Source organism: Cytobacillus stercorigallinarum (genome assembly GCF_014836495.1).
GTDB lineage: Bacteria > Bacillota > Bacilli > Bacillales > Cytobacillaceae > Cytobacillus > Cytobacillus stercorigallinarum.
In genome coordinates, this window is record NZ_JACSQT010000001.1 from 209,115 (window position 1) to 225,889 (window position 16,775).

Here is a 16,775-nt window from a genome sequence, read left to right on the forward strand (position 1 = left end):
TGAATGTTAAAATGGCAGTAATTATCGGACTCACTGGTGGTATTGCAAGCGGCAAGAGTACAGTATCCACCATGTTAAAAGAAAGAGCGATTACAGTAATAGATGCAGATGTTGAAGCGAAACGAGCAGTTGAAAAAGGTGAGCCTGCTTATGATGAAATTGTCTCCCATTTTGGTCAAGAGATTCTGCTTGAAAATGGGGAGATTAATCGTCAAAAATTAGGTTCCATTGTTTTTTATAGTGAAGAGGAAAGAATGATGCTCAATAGTATTGTCCATCCAGCTGTAAGGAGAAGAATGAACGAGCAAAAAGACGAAGCCGTTGCTAATGGTGAAAAAATGGTCGTTTTAGATATTCCGCTCTTATTTGAAAGTAAACTCACATATATGGTGGATTACACCGTTTTAGTATATGTGAATAAAGAAAATCAGCTTCAGCGTTTAATGAAGAGAAATGGATTTGATGCAAATGAAGCGAATGCACGTATTCGATCACAAATGCTATTGGAAGAAAAAGTGCAACTAGCGGATTTCTTAATTGATAATAATGGCGAACTTGCAAGTACAGAGAAGCAATTAGATGATTTACTGTTACAATTAAAAGATAAACAGTAAAACACAATTACAACTTAGACTTCTTGTTTCAGAAGTAATATTTCAACCCTTTTCGTCCACAATAATAAGTGGATGTTTTTTTGCCACTAAAGAAATATAGCTGTAGCGATGGCCTTTTTACGTAATGTCACGCGTTTTATTGCTTCTTTACACACGCGATATTTCTGAATAGTGGAACTTTAAAATATCCGCAATTTGCTCATCACATTTTGTGGTTAATATGTTATACTATTAGCATGAAAATGGTTAAAAAAGTATAACATTTATACGGAAGGGGCCGTAAGATGAAGGCGAAAATAGCGATTAATGGGTTTGGGAGAATAGGACGAATGGTGTTTAGAAAGGCCATTCTTGATGATACATTGGAAGTAGTAGCAGTAAATGCTAGTTATCCACCAGAAACTTTAGCACATTTAATTAAATATGATTCAACACATGGTGCATTCCAAGGCGAAGTGATTCCCGAAGATGATGCGCTTGTAGTGAACGGAAAAAGAGTTCAATTACTTAGCAATCGTAACCCTGAGGAACTTCCTTGGAAACAAATGGAGATTGATATTGTTGTTGAAGCTACAGGTAAATTCAACTCTAAAGATAAAGCGATGCTTCATTTAAATGCAGGTGCTAAGAAAGTTGTTTTAACGGCTCCAGGGAAAAATGAAGATGTAACAATTGTGATGGGTGTTAATGATGAAGCGCTTAACATTGCTGAACATGATGTTATTTCTAATGCTTCTTGTACAACCAATTGTTTAGCGCCAGTGGCAAAAGTATTAGAAGATAAATTCGGGATTGAAAACGGTTTAATGACGACTGTACATGCTTATACAAATGACCAAAAGAACCTTGATAACCCACATAAGGATCTTCGCCGTGCTAGAGCTTGTGCGCAGTCAATCATTCCTACATCAACAGGAGCGGCGAAAGCATTGTCTCTTGTATTACCACAATTAAAAGGTAAGTTACATGGTATGGCTCTGCGCGTGCCAACGCCAGATGTATCACTTGTTGATTTAGTTGTTGATTTAAAGCGGGATGTAACAATTGATGAAGTAAATGCTGCGTTTGAAGATGCGGCACAAAATGAATTAAAAGGCATTTTAGATATAACAGAAGAACCACTTGTTTCAATTGATTTTACAACAAATCCACACTCTGCCATTATTGATGGACTGTCCACAATGATGATCGGTGAGAACAAAGTAAAAGTTTTAGCTTGGTATGATAACGAGTGGGGTTATTCTTGTCGCGTAGTTGATTTAGTGAAATACGTGGCGGAAGAGTTAAATAAATCTGCAGTGAACGCATAATTTGATGTAGGCAATCCTTTTAAAGGATTGCCTATTTTTTTACATTCTTACTAGAAAGCTAAAAAGAAACTAAAGTGAATACTTCATAAATTATCACCTATACAGTCAATTCTTCAAAATCAGAATGTTTGTTTGTCCTGATGTAAATTTTTTAAGATGATGACTAAAAAAGTTTGAATAAATTGTGACATTTTCCTTGGCTAACGAAGGGGATAAACGTTGATAATAACAATGATTCACTACTTTCCTTCATGTGAAGATGTAATTATAATTGAAATTCACTTAAATAAATTTTCTAGGATTTATTGCAAAAGAACATTAAACAAAGTATACTAAAAATCGTGAACTTCTCAACGAGTAAGGCGCTAAATGGCTACTTAAAGGGTTAGGACCTCTTTGGACTAACTTTCCCCCGTGGTAGTTATATGCTTTACCCAGTAGAAATTCATGTCAATTAGTAAAGGGGGAAATTTGAATATGGAAACAATGGGTCGTCACGTCATCTCAGAGCTTTGGGGATGCGATTTTGAAAAATTGAATGATATGTCATTTATTGAGCAAACATTTGTAGCAGCTGCACTAAAATCAGGAGCAGAAGTGCGAGAGGTGGCATTCCATAAATTTGCACCACAAGGTGTAAGTGGGGTTGTCATTATTTCAGAGTCGCATTTAACTATACACAGTTTTCCGGAGCATGGTTATGCAAGCATTGATGTTTATACTTGCGGTGATCTTAATCCTCATATCGCAGCTGACCATATCGCAGAAGCTTTAGGTGCTGATACACGTGAGAATATAGAAATTCCTCGTGGAATGGGTCCTGTTCAAGTTAAGAACGCAACAAAAGCCAATGTGTTATAATAAAGAAGTTTTCAAGAGTGCAAGCGAATCATTGCACTCTTTTTAATATGAAAAAAACATATCTACTTGTACTGACAACTCCTTTTTTATATGATAGTAAGTAAAGATACATTTTAGGAATGTAAAGAAGAGACGGAGTTGATTGTATGAAATGTCCTTCATGCCAACATAATAATACTCGTGTGCTAGACTCTCGTCCTGTTGATGAAGGTAAATCGATACGAAGACGAAGAGAATGTGAAAAATGTGGTTATCGGTTTACAACTTTTGAAAAGGTAGAAGAAATTCCTTTGATTGTCGTGAAAAAAGAAGGAACAAGAGAAGAGTTTAGCAGAGAGAAAATATTGCGTGGACTAATAAAAGCTTGTGAAAAACGACCGGTTGCATTAAAAAGACTCGAAGATATCACTTTTCAAGTTGAAAAGGAATTAAGAAGCAACGGAGTTTCAGAAGTAAAAAGTGATGATGTTGGCGAAATGGTTATGGACAGGCTAGTGAAGGTTGACGATGTTGCCTATGTTCGCTTCGCTTCTGTTTATCGTCAATTCAAAGATATTAATGTATTTATAGAAGAGCTAAAAGAGTTAATGAAGAAGGAACAAGCGTAAAGGTGAGCAAATAGGCTAAAGGTGAATTTAGCTTCTTTGCTCATTTTTTTCAACATATGAAAGAAAGAAGGTATTTTTCATGGCCCAGCATTGGACTGAAGTCATCCCAAGTGATCATTATACAGTGGCTTTAAATGGGCTGTTACATGACTACGATCGGAAAATCTTAGTATTTCTTTATCAGCCACTTATTGGGACCATTGCGTATAGTTTATATATGACTTTATGGATGGAAGTAGAGGAAAACCGTATTTGGTCATCATCTTCGCGTAACCATCATGGACTGATGAGTATGATGGACCTAAGCTTGAAAGAAATATATGAGGCAAGAAAAAAACTTGAAGGAATCGGTTTGTTAAAAGTGTATGTAAAAGAAGGAGAAAATCGTGAATTTATTTATCAATTACAACCACCCCTTTCTCCAAGTACATTTTTCCTAGATGGCATGCTCAATATCTTTCTTTACAAAAAAATCGGGAAAACGCAATATACGAGACTAAAGCGCTTTTTTAGTGATGAGGAGTATTCAAACCTTCATTCTGACTATAAGGAAGTAACAACCGCCTTTCATGAGGTTTATACATCTGGGCAACAGATCGCTAAAGAATATAATGATGATTTATCTATTTCTCCAAAGGGTGAATGGGTAGATAGAATGGAATCGGTGAAGATTCAAATTCCATGGCAAACATTTAATTTTTCGTTATTAGAAGCGGGCCTTAGTGAGTCGCTTGTCCCTCGAAAAGCACTTACGCAAACAGTAAAAGATGCCATTAGTAATTTAGCGTTTTTATATAATATTGATGTCATGGAAATGAAGAATATTGTTATAAGCGCGATGAATGAAGATGATGAAGTTGAGATGGATGAATTGCGAAAATCGGCAAGGGATTGGTATCAAATGAACCATCGTGACGAACTGCCATCATTAATCACGCAAACTCAGCCTGTTCATAGTCTTTCAATAACTGAAAAGCCAAAAAGCAAAGAAGAGGAGCTTATTCATTACTTTGATACAACTTCTCCTATTCAATTTTTGAAAGATTTATCTGGAGGTGCAGAACCTTCTAAAACCGAAATAAAAATACTTGAAGATGTGATGTTTCATCAGAAGTTGCCTCCTGGCGTGATGAATGTCTTGATTGATTATGTGATGCGTAAAACAGATAAAAAGCTGACAAAGGCATATGTGGAAACGATTGCAAGTCATTGGGCGAGAAAGAGTATTCAAACTACAGCCAATGCCATGGCTTTAGCGAAAAAAGAACATCAACAATATTTAAAATGGGCAGAGAATAAAAAAGTAGGAAAGCGTTCTTCAAAATCTAATACGAAAAAAGCTGTGACGAGAACAGAGCTTTTACCTGATTGGTTTGAAGAAGAAACGAGTGAAAATAAGCCTGTCCAACAGAAGCAGGAGCAGAAAGATGAACATTTAGATCTTAATATGAAAGAATTTCAAGAACTGATGAAAAGAAGAAATGGGGGTGGACAATAAGTGGAAAGAATCAATGATACGCTTAAAAAACTCGCTGGTAATCAAGATTTTAAAACGAGATATGAAAAGCAACGAGCAGAAACATTAAATGATCCAGATGTCCGTGCTTTTTTGACGGCACATAAGGATGAACTATCAGCAGATATGGTTGAGAGAAGCTTAATTAAATTGTATGAATATAGCAAGCTAAGTAAGGAATGTAATCGTTGTCCGAGCTTAGGTAGTTGTATCAATTTTATGCAAGGCTACCACCCAGAGCTCGTCATTGAACGTGGACTGATTGATATTAAATATGATAAATGTCCAAGAAAGCAAATCCATGATGAAAAAAGAAAAAATGAGAAATTGATTCAGAGTTTGTATGTACCTAAAGATATACTAAATGCCACTTTTGATACGGTGTACAACGATGATGGCAAAAGAATGGAGGCAGTTAATAAAGCTCTTAGTTATTGTATGAACTTTAAAAAGGGTGATGGTCAGAAGGCATTATATTTATATGGCCAATTTGGTGTCGGTAAATCTTATTTATTAGGTGCAATTGCTAATGAACTTGCACTGAAGCAAGTTTCATCAATGATTGTTTATGTGCCAGAATTGTTTAGGGAATTGAAAAGCTCGATTAGTGATTCGACTTTAAATGATAAACTTGAAGCGATTCGAACATCATCTGTCCTTATGTTTGATGATATTGGTGCAGAAACGATGTCAAGTTGGACAAGGGATGAGATTTTGTCACCGATTCTACAATATCGTATGCTTGAAAAGTTACCGACCTTTTTTACATCGAATTTTGATTATAAAGGACTTGAGCATCATCTTACCTATAGTCAACGAGGGGAAGAGGAGCGGATGAAGGCGAGAAGAGTGATGGAAAGAATCAAGTATTTAACCGATCCTGTGCTTGTCGAAGGACCGAATCGCAGAGTTTAGGAAAGATAATTTTCAATAGTTTTTCTTCATGACTTCTATTTTGGCCAAGTCTCCCATATATATGAATCAGATAATATTAAGGGGGGATTTGGTTGATAGAGATCATTTTCCGGAATAAGCACGAAGCCGAGGAGCTGTTTCAGCACGCAATCCGGATTCAGAACTATACGGAAGGCGAAACGACAATTCTTCATAATGAAGGTCAATATATAGTAAGAATGTATCCTGAGCAATGTAGTGGACGGTCTATTGAAGAAGTGAAACGAACATTTTATGCTTTTTTAATGGAGAGTAAATGCGATAGTTGGTTTAGAAAGATAATGGCTGAGAAGTTTTATTATCAAGATTCGGAAGAACAACAACAAATCCTTGAAATCATTCATTCCATATTAGAAGGGCAAAGAGAAGATTTATCTACTTTTTTACAGAGAGTGGATATGTATGAGCAATTACGAGCGGCTATAGATCGCCTAGTGCATGATGATATCTCTTTTTCCTATGATGCTTTTATAAAGTTCCGTCTTAAACCGCTTTTAGACGATATGACTAAGTATGTCGAGCTGTCCATTGATGAATATAAAATGGAACAGGAATATCAAATGTTTATTCAAACGTTAAGAGACTTTATTAAGGATAGAGAAAATAAGTACCCTACCATTCACTTATATCTAGGAGAAGAAGTCCGCTTTTTTAATCAGGATTTTGAAGAGCTTTCTCGAATGGACCTAACGGCAATGATGGATCGAAGGTTATTAATTAATCACCCTGTCTATGTAGATTCAGTTACAATCGCACCATTACTCTCAATCGCTCCTAAGGAAATATGTTTATATAGTGAAAACGAAGAACAACCTTTAGTTCGTACAATTAAAAATATCTTTGAAGAAAGATTGGAAACCCTTCATATAAGTGAATTTAATCTGCGTAAACAGCATGCGTGTAAAAATATAAGTGAACCCTCTTGATTTTCCGTAAATTAAAAACTATAATACTTACATATTGAAATTATCAATGAACAGTAATGATAAGGATATGGGTATTCTTTTACGGTTTATAGAGAGGGAAGACAAGGCTGCAATCTTCCTAACACGAATGGAATGCTTACCACCTTTGAACTCCAATACGTAAAGATGTCTATGGCTTCGATTAAGTATTGGCGGCGACAAGACCGTTAACTTGCTACGAGTCACTTATTTAAAGTGAGAAGTAGGGTGGAACCACGTGTATATGATACTCGTCCCTTTTTTAGGGGCGAGTTTTTTATTTTTTCAAAAACAAGGAGGAATTTATGATGTCAGAAATGATTAAAGTTTCGTTTCCAGATGGAGCAATAAAGGAGTTCTCCAAAGGAACAACAACGGAAGAAATTGCATCATCAATCAGCCCTGGCTTAAAAAAGAAAGCCATAGCAGGTAAAGTGAATAATGAATTATTCGACCTTCGTCGTCCAATTGAAGAGGATGCGGCTGTGGAAATCATTACCCAAGGCAGTGATGAGGCGCTTGAAATTATGCGTCACAGTTCAGCCCACTTAATGGCACAAGCAATTAAACGTTTATATAAAAATGTTAAATTAGGTGTAGGTCCAGTTATTGAGAGTGGTTTCTACTACGATATCGACATGGAGGAGTCATTAACACCTGATGATCTACCGAAAATCGAGAAAGAAATGAAGAAAATCATCAATGAAAATATTGAGATTGTTCGTAAAGAAGTAAGCAGAGAAGAAGCTTTAAAAATCTATGAAGAAATTGGCGATGAATATAAAATTGAATTGATTGGCGCCATTCCTGAAGGCGAAACAGTTACTCTTTATGAACAAGGTGAATTCTTTGACCTTTGTCGAGGTGTCCATGTTCCTTCTACAGGGAAGATTAAAGAATTTAAGCTTCTAAGTATTGCTGGTGCATATTGGCGTGGAGATAGCGACAATAAGATGCTACAACGTATATATGGTACTGCATTCTTTACGAAAGATGACTTAAAGGAGCACTTGCGTTTGCTTGAAGAAGCAAAAGAGCGTGATCACCGTAAAATTGGTAAGGAATTAAGCCTCTTTACGAACTCGCAAAAGGTTGGACAAGGTTTACCGCTATGGTTACCAAAAGGCGCGACTATTCGTCGTAATATTGAACGTTATATCGTTGATAAAGAAGTGCGTTTAGGCTATGACCATGTATACACACCAATTATGGCAAATGTAGAACTTTACAAGACTTCAGGACACTGGGATCACTATCAAGAAGATATGTTCCCTGTAATGAAAATGGATAATGAGGAGCTTGTTCTTCGTCCAATGAACTGTCCTCACCATATGATGATTTATAAACAAGGCATCCATAGCTATAGAGAATTACCAATCCGTATCGCTGAATTAGGTACAATGCATCGTTATGAGATGTCTGGAGCATTATCAGGATTGCAACGTGTGCGTGGTATGACATTAAATGATGCCCACCTATTCGTTCGTCCAGATCAAATTAAAGAAGAATTTATTCGCGTTGTCAATTTAATTCTCGAAGTATACAAAGACTTTGACATTAACGACTATTCTTTCCGTCTGTCTTATCGCGATCCTGAGGATACTGAAAAATACTTTGATGATGATCAAATGTGGGAAAAAGCACAATCAATGTTAAAAGAAGCAATGGATGAAATTGGTTTGCCATACTATGAAGCAGATGGAGAGGCGGCATTCTACGGTCCTAAGCTTGATGTCCAAGTAAAAACAGCGCTAGGTAAAGAAGAAACTTTATCAACTGTTCAGTTAGACTTCTTGCTTCCTGAACGTTTTGACTTATCTTATGTTGGGGAAGATGGCAAGCCGCATCGCCCTGTTGTTATTCATCGTGGTGTTGTTTCTACGATGGAACGTTTTGTTGCTTTCCTTATCGAAGAATACAAAGGTGCATTCCCAACATGGCTAGCACCTGTTCAAGTGCAGGTTATTCCTGTTTCTAATGATATCCATTTTGATTATGCGAAAAAAGTAAAAGAAGACTTACAACTTGCAGGAATTCGCGTTGAAATTGATGATCGTAATGAAAAAATGGGTTATAAAATTCGTGAAGCACAAATGCAGAAAATCCCATATATGCTCGTTGTCGGCGACAATGAAGTAAGTGAACAGGCGGTTAATGTACGTAAATATGGGGAACAAAAATCAGAAACGATTTCCTTCAATGAATTTAAACAATTGATTGAGAAGGAAGTTCAAAGAGGATAAAAAATTATTACAGACAAAGTGTTTGATTGTACCAAGGGCCTTTTTCCGTGTCTTAACTTCACATCATTTCATGCATGTTGTTGAGCTGGATAAAGGTGGGTACAAAAAAAATTCAAAAATTGTTGCCAAACACCGCAACTTTTGATATCATTTTCTATGTTGTGAAAAAACAATTCCATTTGACAAACATTATGCTTTGTGATATAGTTTCTAAGGTAATTTGAATACAGTTTGAGTAAAGAAGAAGCACCCGCTTCTCACCTGATTGACGCTTTTAGGCAGTTAGCAGGTTTACGTGAATTTTAACATTGTACGTAATGTGTGGGTGTCTTCACCCGCACTTTTTTATTTGCCTTAAACGTAATCATTCGGTGCAGCTGGAAGCTTCTTTAAGAAAAGTGACCCAAACATTGTGTTCATATAAAACCATGGAGGTGTCTAACTATTAGCAAAGATATGTTGTTAAACGAGGGTATCCGCGCCCGTGAAGTTCGTCTTATTGACCAAAATGGCGAGCAACTAGGAATCAAATCTAAAAATGAAGCGCTAGAAATAGCTGCACGTGTAAATCTTGATCTTGTTCTTGTAGCACCGAATGCAAAGCCTCCTGTAGGCCGTATCATGGACTATGGTAAGTTTAAGTTCGAGCAACAGAAAAAAGAGAAAGAAGCACGTAAAAATCAAAAAATTATCAGTGTTAAAGAAGTTCGTCTTAGTCCAACAATTGAGGAACATGACTTTAATACAAAGCTTCGTAACGCAATCAAATTCCTTGAAAAAGGCGATAAAGTAAAAGCTTCTATTCGTTTTAAAGGTCGTGCGATTACGCATAAGGAAATTGGACAGCGTGTTCTTGTTCGATTTGCAGAGGCTTGCTCTGAAGTCGCAACAGTTGAATCTCATCCGAAAATGGATGGCCGAAGCATGTTTATGATACTTGCACCTAAAAACGAAAAGTAAGAGGAGGAATTCCACATGCCAAAAATGAAAACACACCGTGGTTCTGCTAAGCGTTTTAAAAGAACAGGATCTGGAAAATTAAAACGTTCTCACGCTTACAGAAGCCATATGTTCGCGAATAAATCTCAAAAACAAAAACGTAAGCTTCGTAAAGGTACTCTTGTGTCTACTGGTGATTTCAAGCGTATCCGCAATATGTTAGTAGGTCTTAAGTAAACTCGCAAACTAGGAGGGAAATATTATGCCACGTGTAAAAGGCGGTACAGTTACTCGCAAACGTCGTAAAAAGGTATTAAAATTAGCTAAAGGTTATTACGGTTCTAAACATACATTATATAAAGTTGCTAACCAACAAGTAATGAAATCTTACAACTATGCTTATCGTGATCGTCGTCAGAAAAAACGCGACTTCCGTAAGTTATGGGTTACTCGTATTAACGCAGCTGCTCGTATGAACGGTCTTTCTTATAGCCGTTTAATGCACGGTTTAAAACTAGCTGGTATCGAAGTAAACCGCAAAATGCTTGCAGAATTAGCTGTTTCTGATGCAAATGCATTCGCAGAATTAGCAAATGTTGCAAAACAAAACCTTTCTAAATAAGAAAGTTTAAAAGTCGCTCTTTCGGGGGTGGCTTTTTTTGTTATGGAAGGGCAATAAACCGTTCTACAATCAATCCTCCTTTTTTAGAGGGTGAAAAGTAAAGAAGTGAGCATATTGGCATAGTGATGACCTTAGCGAATGGTTAGAACAATATACCGCATCCTACTTATAAGATGCCATCTACCTACCTTATTAGCTATAATAGCGATAACGAAATGAGAATAGGAGCGTAAAAAGTAATGTTAGTAATGGTAATCGTGTTTTTGATGATGAATTGTATTGCAGCAATCATGATGAAAATAGATAAAAGAAAAGCGCAAAGGGGGGAATACCGCATTAGTGAGCAGAATCTATGGCTGGTTGCTCTTTTCTTTGGAGCTATAGGGATGACTTGGGGAATGAGGCGTTATAGACATAAGACGAAGCATTTTTCCTTTAAATACGGTCTCCCTTTTTTAGCTATAGTACAGTTGATATTCCTTGTTTACTTCATAATGGAGTGAGTGAGCATAATTTTATTGCTCTTGCCATATGATGTACTAACATCCAAGAATCTTGTAGTTCATGGAAGGTGGGCGTATATCAGGTGAATGAACATCTTGCTCTTGCTAAGGGGATTATTGAGACAGCAGGTATACTCGCGCCATTTGCGTTTATTTTGTTTCACATTTTGCGGCAGTTCCTTTTTATCCCTGTGCCACTTGTTTGTATTGCCGGTGGCGTCTTATTTGGCAGTTTATTTGGTAGTATCTTATCTCTAGTTGGGTTAATGTTATCTTGTTTATTTTTTTATGTATTGATTTATCAGCTCCCGACCTTTCATGAAAAACTGTCTCATTTAAAAAAGAAATGGTTTGGAGAATATCGTAATTTAACCATTGGCCAAATTTCCATTCTCCGTTTGATTCCATTTATCCATTTTCATTTACTTAACTTTTGCTTGCTAGAAAAAAACCCGAAATTTCGTGATTTCTGCAAAGGTGCTTTGATAACAAATATTCCATTAGCTATTTTTTATACTGTGTTTGGTGAATTTATCAGTAGATTTACACCAACAATGATTGTGATGATCTTACTCTCTTTATCCATTCTTCTTTATCTAATTAGAGAGAAAGTGACTGTGATAAAATGGCAAGAATTTTTTAAAGCAACGAAGGTGAAAAAAGTTTCTTAAATGAAAGGTTAGGGTCGTGGATCCTGACCTTTTTATTTATTGGCTAAAGAGAGGGGAATGTTTTGATTGTAGCAAAAGAGGCATATACCAATTGTAGTAAATCTATTACCTGTCTATTTAGGGAAATAAAATCTAACCCCAACAAAAAAATTTGTTGGGGTTAGAAGTTTGGGCTCTTCTTCATTGATTACGCTTTTTATCCATCAGCTCTTTCACGGGGCTCTTCCAGTCGATTTTCGCATTTATATAATGGGTTTTTAATTTGCCTTCGATAAACATAAAGTCCTCACCAACAAGTCCTTGTAATTCTGATGGCTGATGAGGCCAAATAAAAATTGAAACCACATCAAAGGAATTATCTGTTGTACCTAAATATTTTTCCCCTTCAAACATAACCCCTTTATAAGTAATAAAGAAATTTTTCTGAGCGTTATTTGCGTCGTCATAAAAAAAGTATTTTTTTTGCTTATGGGCTTTTTCTAATTTACGCATCGGATTTGTAACATACTTAACGGCGCTATATATGAGCAAAATAATCAAAATGATCAGTAATAGACGAATGATCAATAACATAAAGAATACTCCTTTATACATTTTTTAAGTGTTTACGAATAAGACTGAAAAAGGTTTCAACTTTGTTTAAATTTGTTATAATTTTTTTGTTATGAAAAAATAATTGGCTTTTCAATTGAAAGAAAGCCTGAGGGACATTTACGGTTTATATACCCATTAGTAAGTATTTCATGCAACACGATGAACATATTCTAAAATAAGATGAGGGATAAACAATGACAAACATATTAAACATTAAATTGATACGCAATGATGCTAAAATGCCTTATCGTGCAAATGAGGGTGACGCAGGGCTAGATTTGTTTTCAATTGAAGAGGTAATCATACCATCAGGACAGTCGGCATTAATTAGCACAGGTATTCAGATGGAGTTACCAAAAGGGACGGAAGCACAAGTAAGGCCAAGAAGTGGTTTAGCTTTAAAACATAGTGTAACGGTTTTAAATAGTCCAGGAACGATTGATGAGGGCTATAGAGGAGAAGTGAAGGTCATCTTGATTAATCATGGAAAAGAAGACTTTCACGTAGAAAAACATATGAGAATTGCCCAAATGGTGATAGCGCCAGTTTTCCATGTTGAACTTGCACAAGTGAGTGAGTTAACAGAATCAGAGAGAAACAGCGGCGGGTTTGGTTCCTCCGGAAAATAAGTTAGGTACCGCTTGTTAACACATATATGTATAAGTTCTATAGAAATGAAGTACAGTAAGAAGTAGTTTCAGTTTTTACAAAAGAGGGACTGACCATGTATAATGGGCTTAAAATATATTAAGGGAGTCGAAATATGTCTAAGCTTGATGAAACATTAACGATGCTAAAAGAACTAACTGATGCAAGAGGGGTTCCAGGTAACGAACGAGAAGTACGTGAAGTGGTGAAAAAATACATAGAACCGTTAGCAGATGAATTATCAACTGATGGACTTGGTAGTTTGATTGCTAAAAAGGTCGGTCAAGCAGATGGACCCAAGATTATGGTTGCCGGTCATTTAGATGAAGTAGGCTTCATGGTGACAAGTATTGATAAGAAAGGCTTTTTACGGTTTCAAACAGTTGGAGGTTGGTGGTCACAAGTGATGTTAGCCCAACGTGTGACAATTGTCACTACAAAAGGTGATGTGACTGGTGTAATTGGTTCGAAACCGCCGCATATCTTGCCAGCAGAAGCGCGTAAGAAGACAATTGAGATTAAAGATATGTTTATTGATATCGGTGCTTCTAGCCGAGAAGAAGCATTAGATTGGGGCGTAAAACCAGGTGATATGGTTGTTCCATACTTCGAATTCACTGTGATGAATAATGAGAAAATGTTACTTGCGAAAGCGTGGGACAACAGAATTGGGTTGGCGATTGCCATTAAAGTACTTGAAGGATTGAAAAATGAAAACCATCCAAATACAGTATATGCTGTAGGTACAGTACAAGAAGAGGTTGGCTTACGTGGGGCCAAAACAGCTGCACACATGATTGAGCCGGATATCGGCATTGCTGTTGATGTGGGTATACCAGGAGATACACCAGGCGTAACGGAAAAGGATGCGCTAAGTAAATTAGGTGACGGTCCTCAAATTATTCTCTATGATGCTTCTATGGTGTCACATAAAGGTTTAAGAGATTTTGTAACAGATACAGCTGATGAACTCAATATCCCTTATCAGTTTGATTCTGTACCAGGTGGTGGCACGGATGCAGGATCGATACATTTAACATATAAAGGTGTGCCAGCGCTCTCAATTACAATTGCGACAAGATATATTCATTCACATGCAGGTATTCTTCATCGTGATGATTTTGAAAACGCAGTAAAACTAATTACAGCTGTGATTAAACGACTAGATAGTGATACAGTTGCAAAATTAACTTTTGAATAAGAAAAAACAGCCTGATGATAGGCTGTTTTTTTCTTATTGTAATCCGTTTTCTAACGTTTCTAGCATTTCTTTTTTTTCAGTTTCAGATGAATTTTGCCAAATGACTTCAAATAATACGCCAAGGCCAGGGAGCATTTTTTCTTCGCCTGTTTGTATCGCATCAACAATGGTATCTTTTAATTCATCTTGTGAATTACCTGAAACATTGTGTAAGATGGCATTACGTAAATTTAAGTTCATAAAAGTAAACACATCCTTCGTTAGAATTCGTTACGATTATAGGGTTTCTCATTTAAGATTTATTATGTATGAGTTTTTCGGTATAATGAAATATTAATGGCACGTGTGATGTTGAAGGAGCGAAAAAATGAAGTACATACAATCAGCAAAAAATCCGCAGGTGAAGCAGTGGAAAAAGCTTCTAAAGAGGAAAGAAAGAGATATAACAGGTACGTTTATCGTTGAAGGGTTTCACCTTGTTGAAGAAGCATTAAAAGAAAATCGTGTAAAAGAGTTAATTATTAGTGAGGAAAAGGATATACCACAAAGTTGGAATATAGGAGACTGTTCCGTTTATATTGTACCGGCACATGTAATTGGAGACTTAACTGATACACAAACACCACAAGGAATTGTGGCCGTCTGTTATCAAGAAGAAGAAAGATCTTTCGATTCGCTTGTTGCGAAGAAATTATTACTATTAGATGAAGTGCAAGATCCCGGAAACTTAGGAACAATGATTCGTACAGCTGATGCGGCTGGCATGGATGCGGTTATCATCGGTCACGGAACAGTGGATCCGTATAATCCCAAAGTTTTACGATCTGCTCAAGGCAGTCATTTTCATTTACCAATTATCCATGGCAAGTTGGATGAATGGATGACGGCATTAAAGGAAAATAATATTCCTGTATACGGTACAGCATTAGAAGGAGGTAAGGAGTATCAAAGCTTTGCACCACTGGATGATTTTGCCTTGCTCGTTGGTAATGAAGGGAATGGTGTAAACAAAGATTTACTTACCCAAACATCCGCCAATCTGTATATTCCTTTATATGGTAAGAGTGAGTCCTTAAATGTAGCTGTAGCAGCAGGTATATTGCTATACTATTTGCGAAATGTATAATGCGTAAAAAAAACGTGAGAACAATTTGAATGTCAACTCATAATGTAATATAATAAATAGCAAAATGAAATAAGTAAAAGCTATGATAGAGACAAAGTAAAGTATGTTTTGTTCATATAGGGAGAAAATGCCTGTGACTGAAAGCATTTTTATGAGCGGCTTACTCGAAATTTCAGCTCTGGAGCAGACATCGGGACCATCGAAAATTTTTGATGTAAAGATGCGCCGGCTTTTTGCCGTTATCGAAATGAAGCGAATACAGCATGTTTGTTATTGTTGTATTAAAAAGGGTGGTACCGCGATTCCAAACCTCGTCCCTTTCATGGGATAAGGTTTTTTATTTTGCCAAAAAAGTATTAAAAGGAGGAATTTAAAGATGCAAGAGCGTTTAAAAGAATTGCAAGGAGAAGCGTTAGAGAAGGTTTCTGCGGCCATGGATTTAAAAGAATTAAATGATATCCGCGTTGCTTATTTAGGTAAGAAAGGCCCGATCACAGAAGTATTAAAAGGAATGGGGAAGCTTTCAGCGGAGGAACGCCCAAAAATGGGTGCATTAGCAAATGAAGTACGTGATCAAATTACGCAAGGAATAACGGCAAAACAAGTGCAATTAGAAGAAGCGCAAATTCAAGCTAAGCTTGCTGCAGAAACGATTGATGTCACATTACCAGGTCGCCCTGTACATACTGGTAATCATCATTCTTTAACTAGGGTTGTAGAAGAAATTGAAGACTTATTTATCGGAATGGGCTATACCGTAGCGGAAGGACCTGAAGTGGAGAAGGATTATTATAATTTTGAAGCGCTGAACTTACCAAAAGGTCACCCTGCCCGCGATATGCAAGATTCATTCTATATTACAGAGGATATTTTATTACGCACACATACTTCTCCTGTGCAAGCTAGAACGATGGAAAAGCATGAGGGGAAAGGTCCAGTGAAAATTATTTGTCCAGGAAAAGTATTCCGTCGTGATAATGATGATGCGACTCACTCTCATCAATTTATGCAAATTGAAGGACTTGTTATAGATGAAAATATTCGTATGACAGACTTAAAGGGTACGCTAGAAGTATTTGCGAAAAAAATGTTCGGAGAAGAGAGAGAAATTCGCCTTCGTCCAAGTTTCTTCCCATTTACTGAGCCATCTGTAGAAATGGATATCTCTTGTATGATTTGTTCTGGAGAAGGCTGTAATGTATGTAAAAAAACCGGTTGGATTGAGATTCTAGGTGCAGGAATGGTACATCCAAATGTACTTGAAATGGCAGGTTTTGATTCTAAAAAATATACAGGGTTTGCCTTTGGAATGGGCGCTGAGCGTATCGCAATGTTAAAGTATGGTGTCGATGATATTCGTCATTTCTATACAAATGATAGTAGATTCTTAAAGCAATTCTCAATTCATGAATAAAGGGGGA

The 16,775-nt window shown here is 36.6% G+C and carries 19 protein-coding genes and 3 other annotated features; of the genes, 17 read left to right on the top strand and 2 right to left on the bottom strand.

The genetic code is table 11. The features are described 5' to 3' along the window. Positions 1–11: 11 nt before the first annotated feature. From coaE to H9655_RS01100, 13 genes are all read left to right on the top strand, one after another. On the top strand, positions 12–614 hold the full coding sequence (gene coaE, locus H9655_RS01040; RefSeq protein ID WP_191810052.1) for a dephospho-CoA kinase: 603 nt from the start codon (positions 12–14) through the stop codon (positions 612–614). A gap of 284 nt (positions 615–898) precedes the next feature. Next, positions 899–1,924: a glyceraldehyde-3-phosphate dehydrogenase gene (locus H9655_RS01045; RefSeq protein WP_191810054.1), complete on the top strand. Its 1,026-nt coding sequence runs from the start codon at positions 899–901 to the stop codon at positions 1,922–1,924. A gap of 477 nt (positions 1,925–2,401) precedes the next feature. After that, on the top strand, positions 2,402–2,785 hold the full coding sequence (speD, locus tag H9655_RS01050; RefSeq protein ID WP_191810055.1) for an adenosylmethionine decarboxylase: 384 nt from the start codon (positions 2,402–2,404) through the stop codon (positions 2,783–2,785). Positions 2,786–2,931: 146 nt separating this feature from the next. Beyond that, a complete protein-coding gene (gene nrdR, locus H9655_RS01055) occupies positions 2,932–3,393 on the top strand; it encodes a transcriptional regulator NrdR (RefSeq protein WP_191810057.1) in 462 nt (153 codons plus the stop codon). Positions 3,394–3,472: 79 nt separating this feature from the next. Next, a complete protein-coding gene (locus tag H9655_RS01060; protein WP_191810059.1) occupies positions 3,473–4,891 on the top strand; it encodes a replication initiation and membrane attachment family protein in 1,419 nt (472 codons plus the stop codon). Next, entirely contained in the window at positions 4,892–5,824 is a 933-nt protein-coding gene (gene dnaI / locus H9655_RS01065) for a primosomal protein DnaI (protein WP_191810061.1), read from the top strand. A gap of 92 nt (positions 5,825–5,916) precedes the next feature. Then, positions 5,917–6,789, top strand: coding sequence for a sporulation protein YtxC (gene ytxC, locus H9655_RS01070; protein ID WP_191810063.1), 873 nt, complete (start codon positions 5,917–5,919; stop codon positions 6,787–6,789). Between the two features lie 47 nt (positions 6,790–6,836). Continuing rightward, positions 6,837–7,069, top strand: a binding site (T-box leader). A 46-nt stretch (positions 7,070–7,115) separates the two neighbouring features. Next, positions 7,116–9,050 carry a threonine--tRNA ligase gene (gene thrS, locus H9655_RS01075; protein ID WP_191810065.1) on the top strand — a complete coding sequence of 645 codons (1,935 nt, stop codon included), beginning with the start codon at positions 7,116–7,118 and terminating at the stop codon, positions 9,048–9,050. Positions 9,051–9,282: 232 nt separating this feature from the next. After that, positions 9,283–9,403: a sequence feature (ribosomal protein L20 leader region), on the top strand. Positions 9,404–9,506: 103 nt separating this feature from the next. Beyond that, positions 9,507–10,010: a translation initiation factor IF-3 gene (gene infC / locus H9655_RS01080; RefSeq protein WP_191810067.1), complete on the top strand. Its 504-nt coding sequence runs from the start codon at positions 9,507–9,509 to the stop codon at positions 10,008–10,010. Between the two features lie 15 nt (positions 10,011–10,025). Then, positions 10,026–10,226: a 50S ribosomal protein L35 gene (gene rpmI / locus H9655_RS01085; protein ID WP_095372326.1), complete on the top strand. Its 201-nt coding sequence runs from the start codon at positions 10,026–10,028 to the stop codon at positions 10,224–10,226. A 25-nt stretch (positions 10,227–10,251) separates the two neighbouring features. Continuing rightward, positions 10,252–10,611: a 50S ribosomal protein L20 gene (gene rplT, locus H9655_RS01090; protein WP_095372327.1), complete on the top strand. Its 360-nt coding sequence runs from the start codon at positions 10,252–10,254 to the stop codon at positions 10,609–10,611. Between the two features lie 239 nt (positions 10,612–10,850). Then, entirely contained in the window at positions 10,851–11,114 is a 264-nt protein-coding gene (locus tag H9655_RS01095; protein WP_191810069.1) for a DUF1294 domain-containing protein, read from the top strand. A gap of 83 nt (positions 11,115–11,197) precedes the next feature. Further along, positions 11,198–11,785, top strand: a complete 588-nt coding sequence (locus H9655_RS01100) for a TVP38/TMEM64 family protein (RefSeq protein WP_191810071.1) — start codon at positions 11,198–11,200, stop codon at positions 11,783–11,785. 180 nt (positions 11,786–11,965) lie between these two features. Here H9655_RS01100 and H9655_RS01105 read toward each other — a convergent pair whose 3' ends face one another. Beyond that, complete coding sequence (locus tag H9655_RS01105) at positions 11,966–12,358, bottom strand: sigma-w pathway protein ysdB (protein ID WP_191810073.1); 393 nt, start codon at positions 12,356–12,358, stop codon at positions 11,966–11,968. A gap of 215 nt (positions 12,359–12,573) precedes the next feature. Here H9655_RS01105 and dut point away from each other — a divergent pair, with 215 nt between their 5' ends. After that, positions 12,574–13,008, top strand: coding sequence for a dUTP diphosphatase (gene dut, locus H9655_RS01110; RefSeq protein WP_191810075.1), 435 nt, complete (start codon positions 12,574–12,576; stop codon positions 13,006–13,008). 134 nt (positions 13,009–13,142) lie between these two features. Further along, the gene (locus H9655_RS01115; protein ID WP_191810077.1) at positions 13,143–14,228 is read left to right on the top strand and encodes a M42 family metallopeptidase; all 1,086 of its coding nucleotides are present in this window, start codon (positions 13,143–13,145) and stop codon (positions 14,226–14,228) included. Positions 14,229–14,261: 33 nt separating this feature from the next. On the opposite strand, the gene sspI is transcribed toward H9655_RS01115, so the two are convergent. Further along, a complete protein-coding gene (gene sspI, locus H9655_RS01120) occupies positions 14,262–14,468 on the bottom strand; it encodes a small acid-soluble spore protein SspI (RefSeq protein ID WP_095372333.1) in 207 nt (68 codons plus the stop codon). A gap of 127 nt (positions 14,469–14,595) precedes the next feature. Between sspI and H9655_RS01125 the strand changes: the two genes are divergently transcribed. Beyond that, positions 14,596–15,354, top strand: coding sequence for a TrmH family RNA methyltransferase (locus H9655_RS01125; protein WP_191810079.1), 759 nt, complete (start codon positions 14,596–14,598; stop codon positions 15,352–15,354). 73 nt (positions 15,355–15,427) lie between these two features. After that, positions 15,428–15,676: a binding site (T-box leader), on the top strand. 54 nt (positions 15,677–15,730) lie between these two features. Beyond that, positions 15,731–16,768 (top strand): phenylalanine--tRNA ligase subunit alpha, encoded by a 1,038-nt coding sequence (pheS, locus tag H9655_RS01130; RefSeq protein ID WP_191810081.1) that lies wholly within the window; start codon positions 15,731–15,733, stop codon positions 16,766–16,768. Positions 16,769–16,775 lie beyond the last annotated feature (7 nt).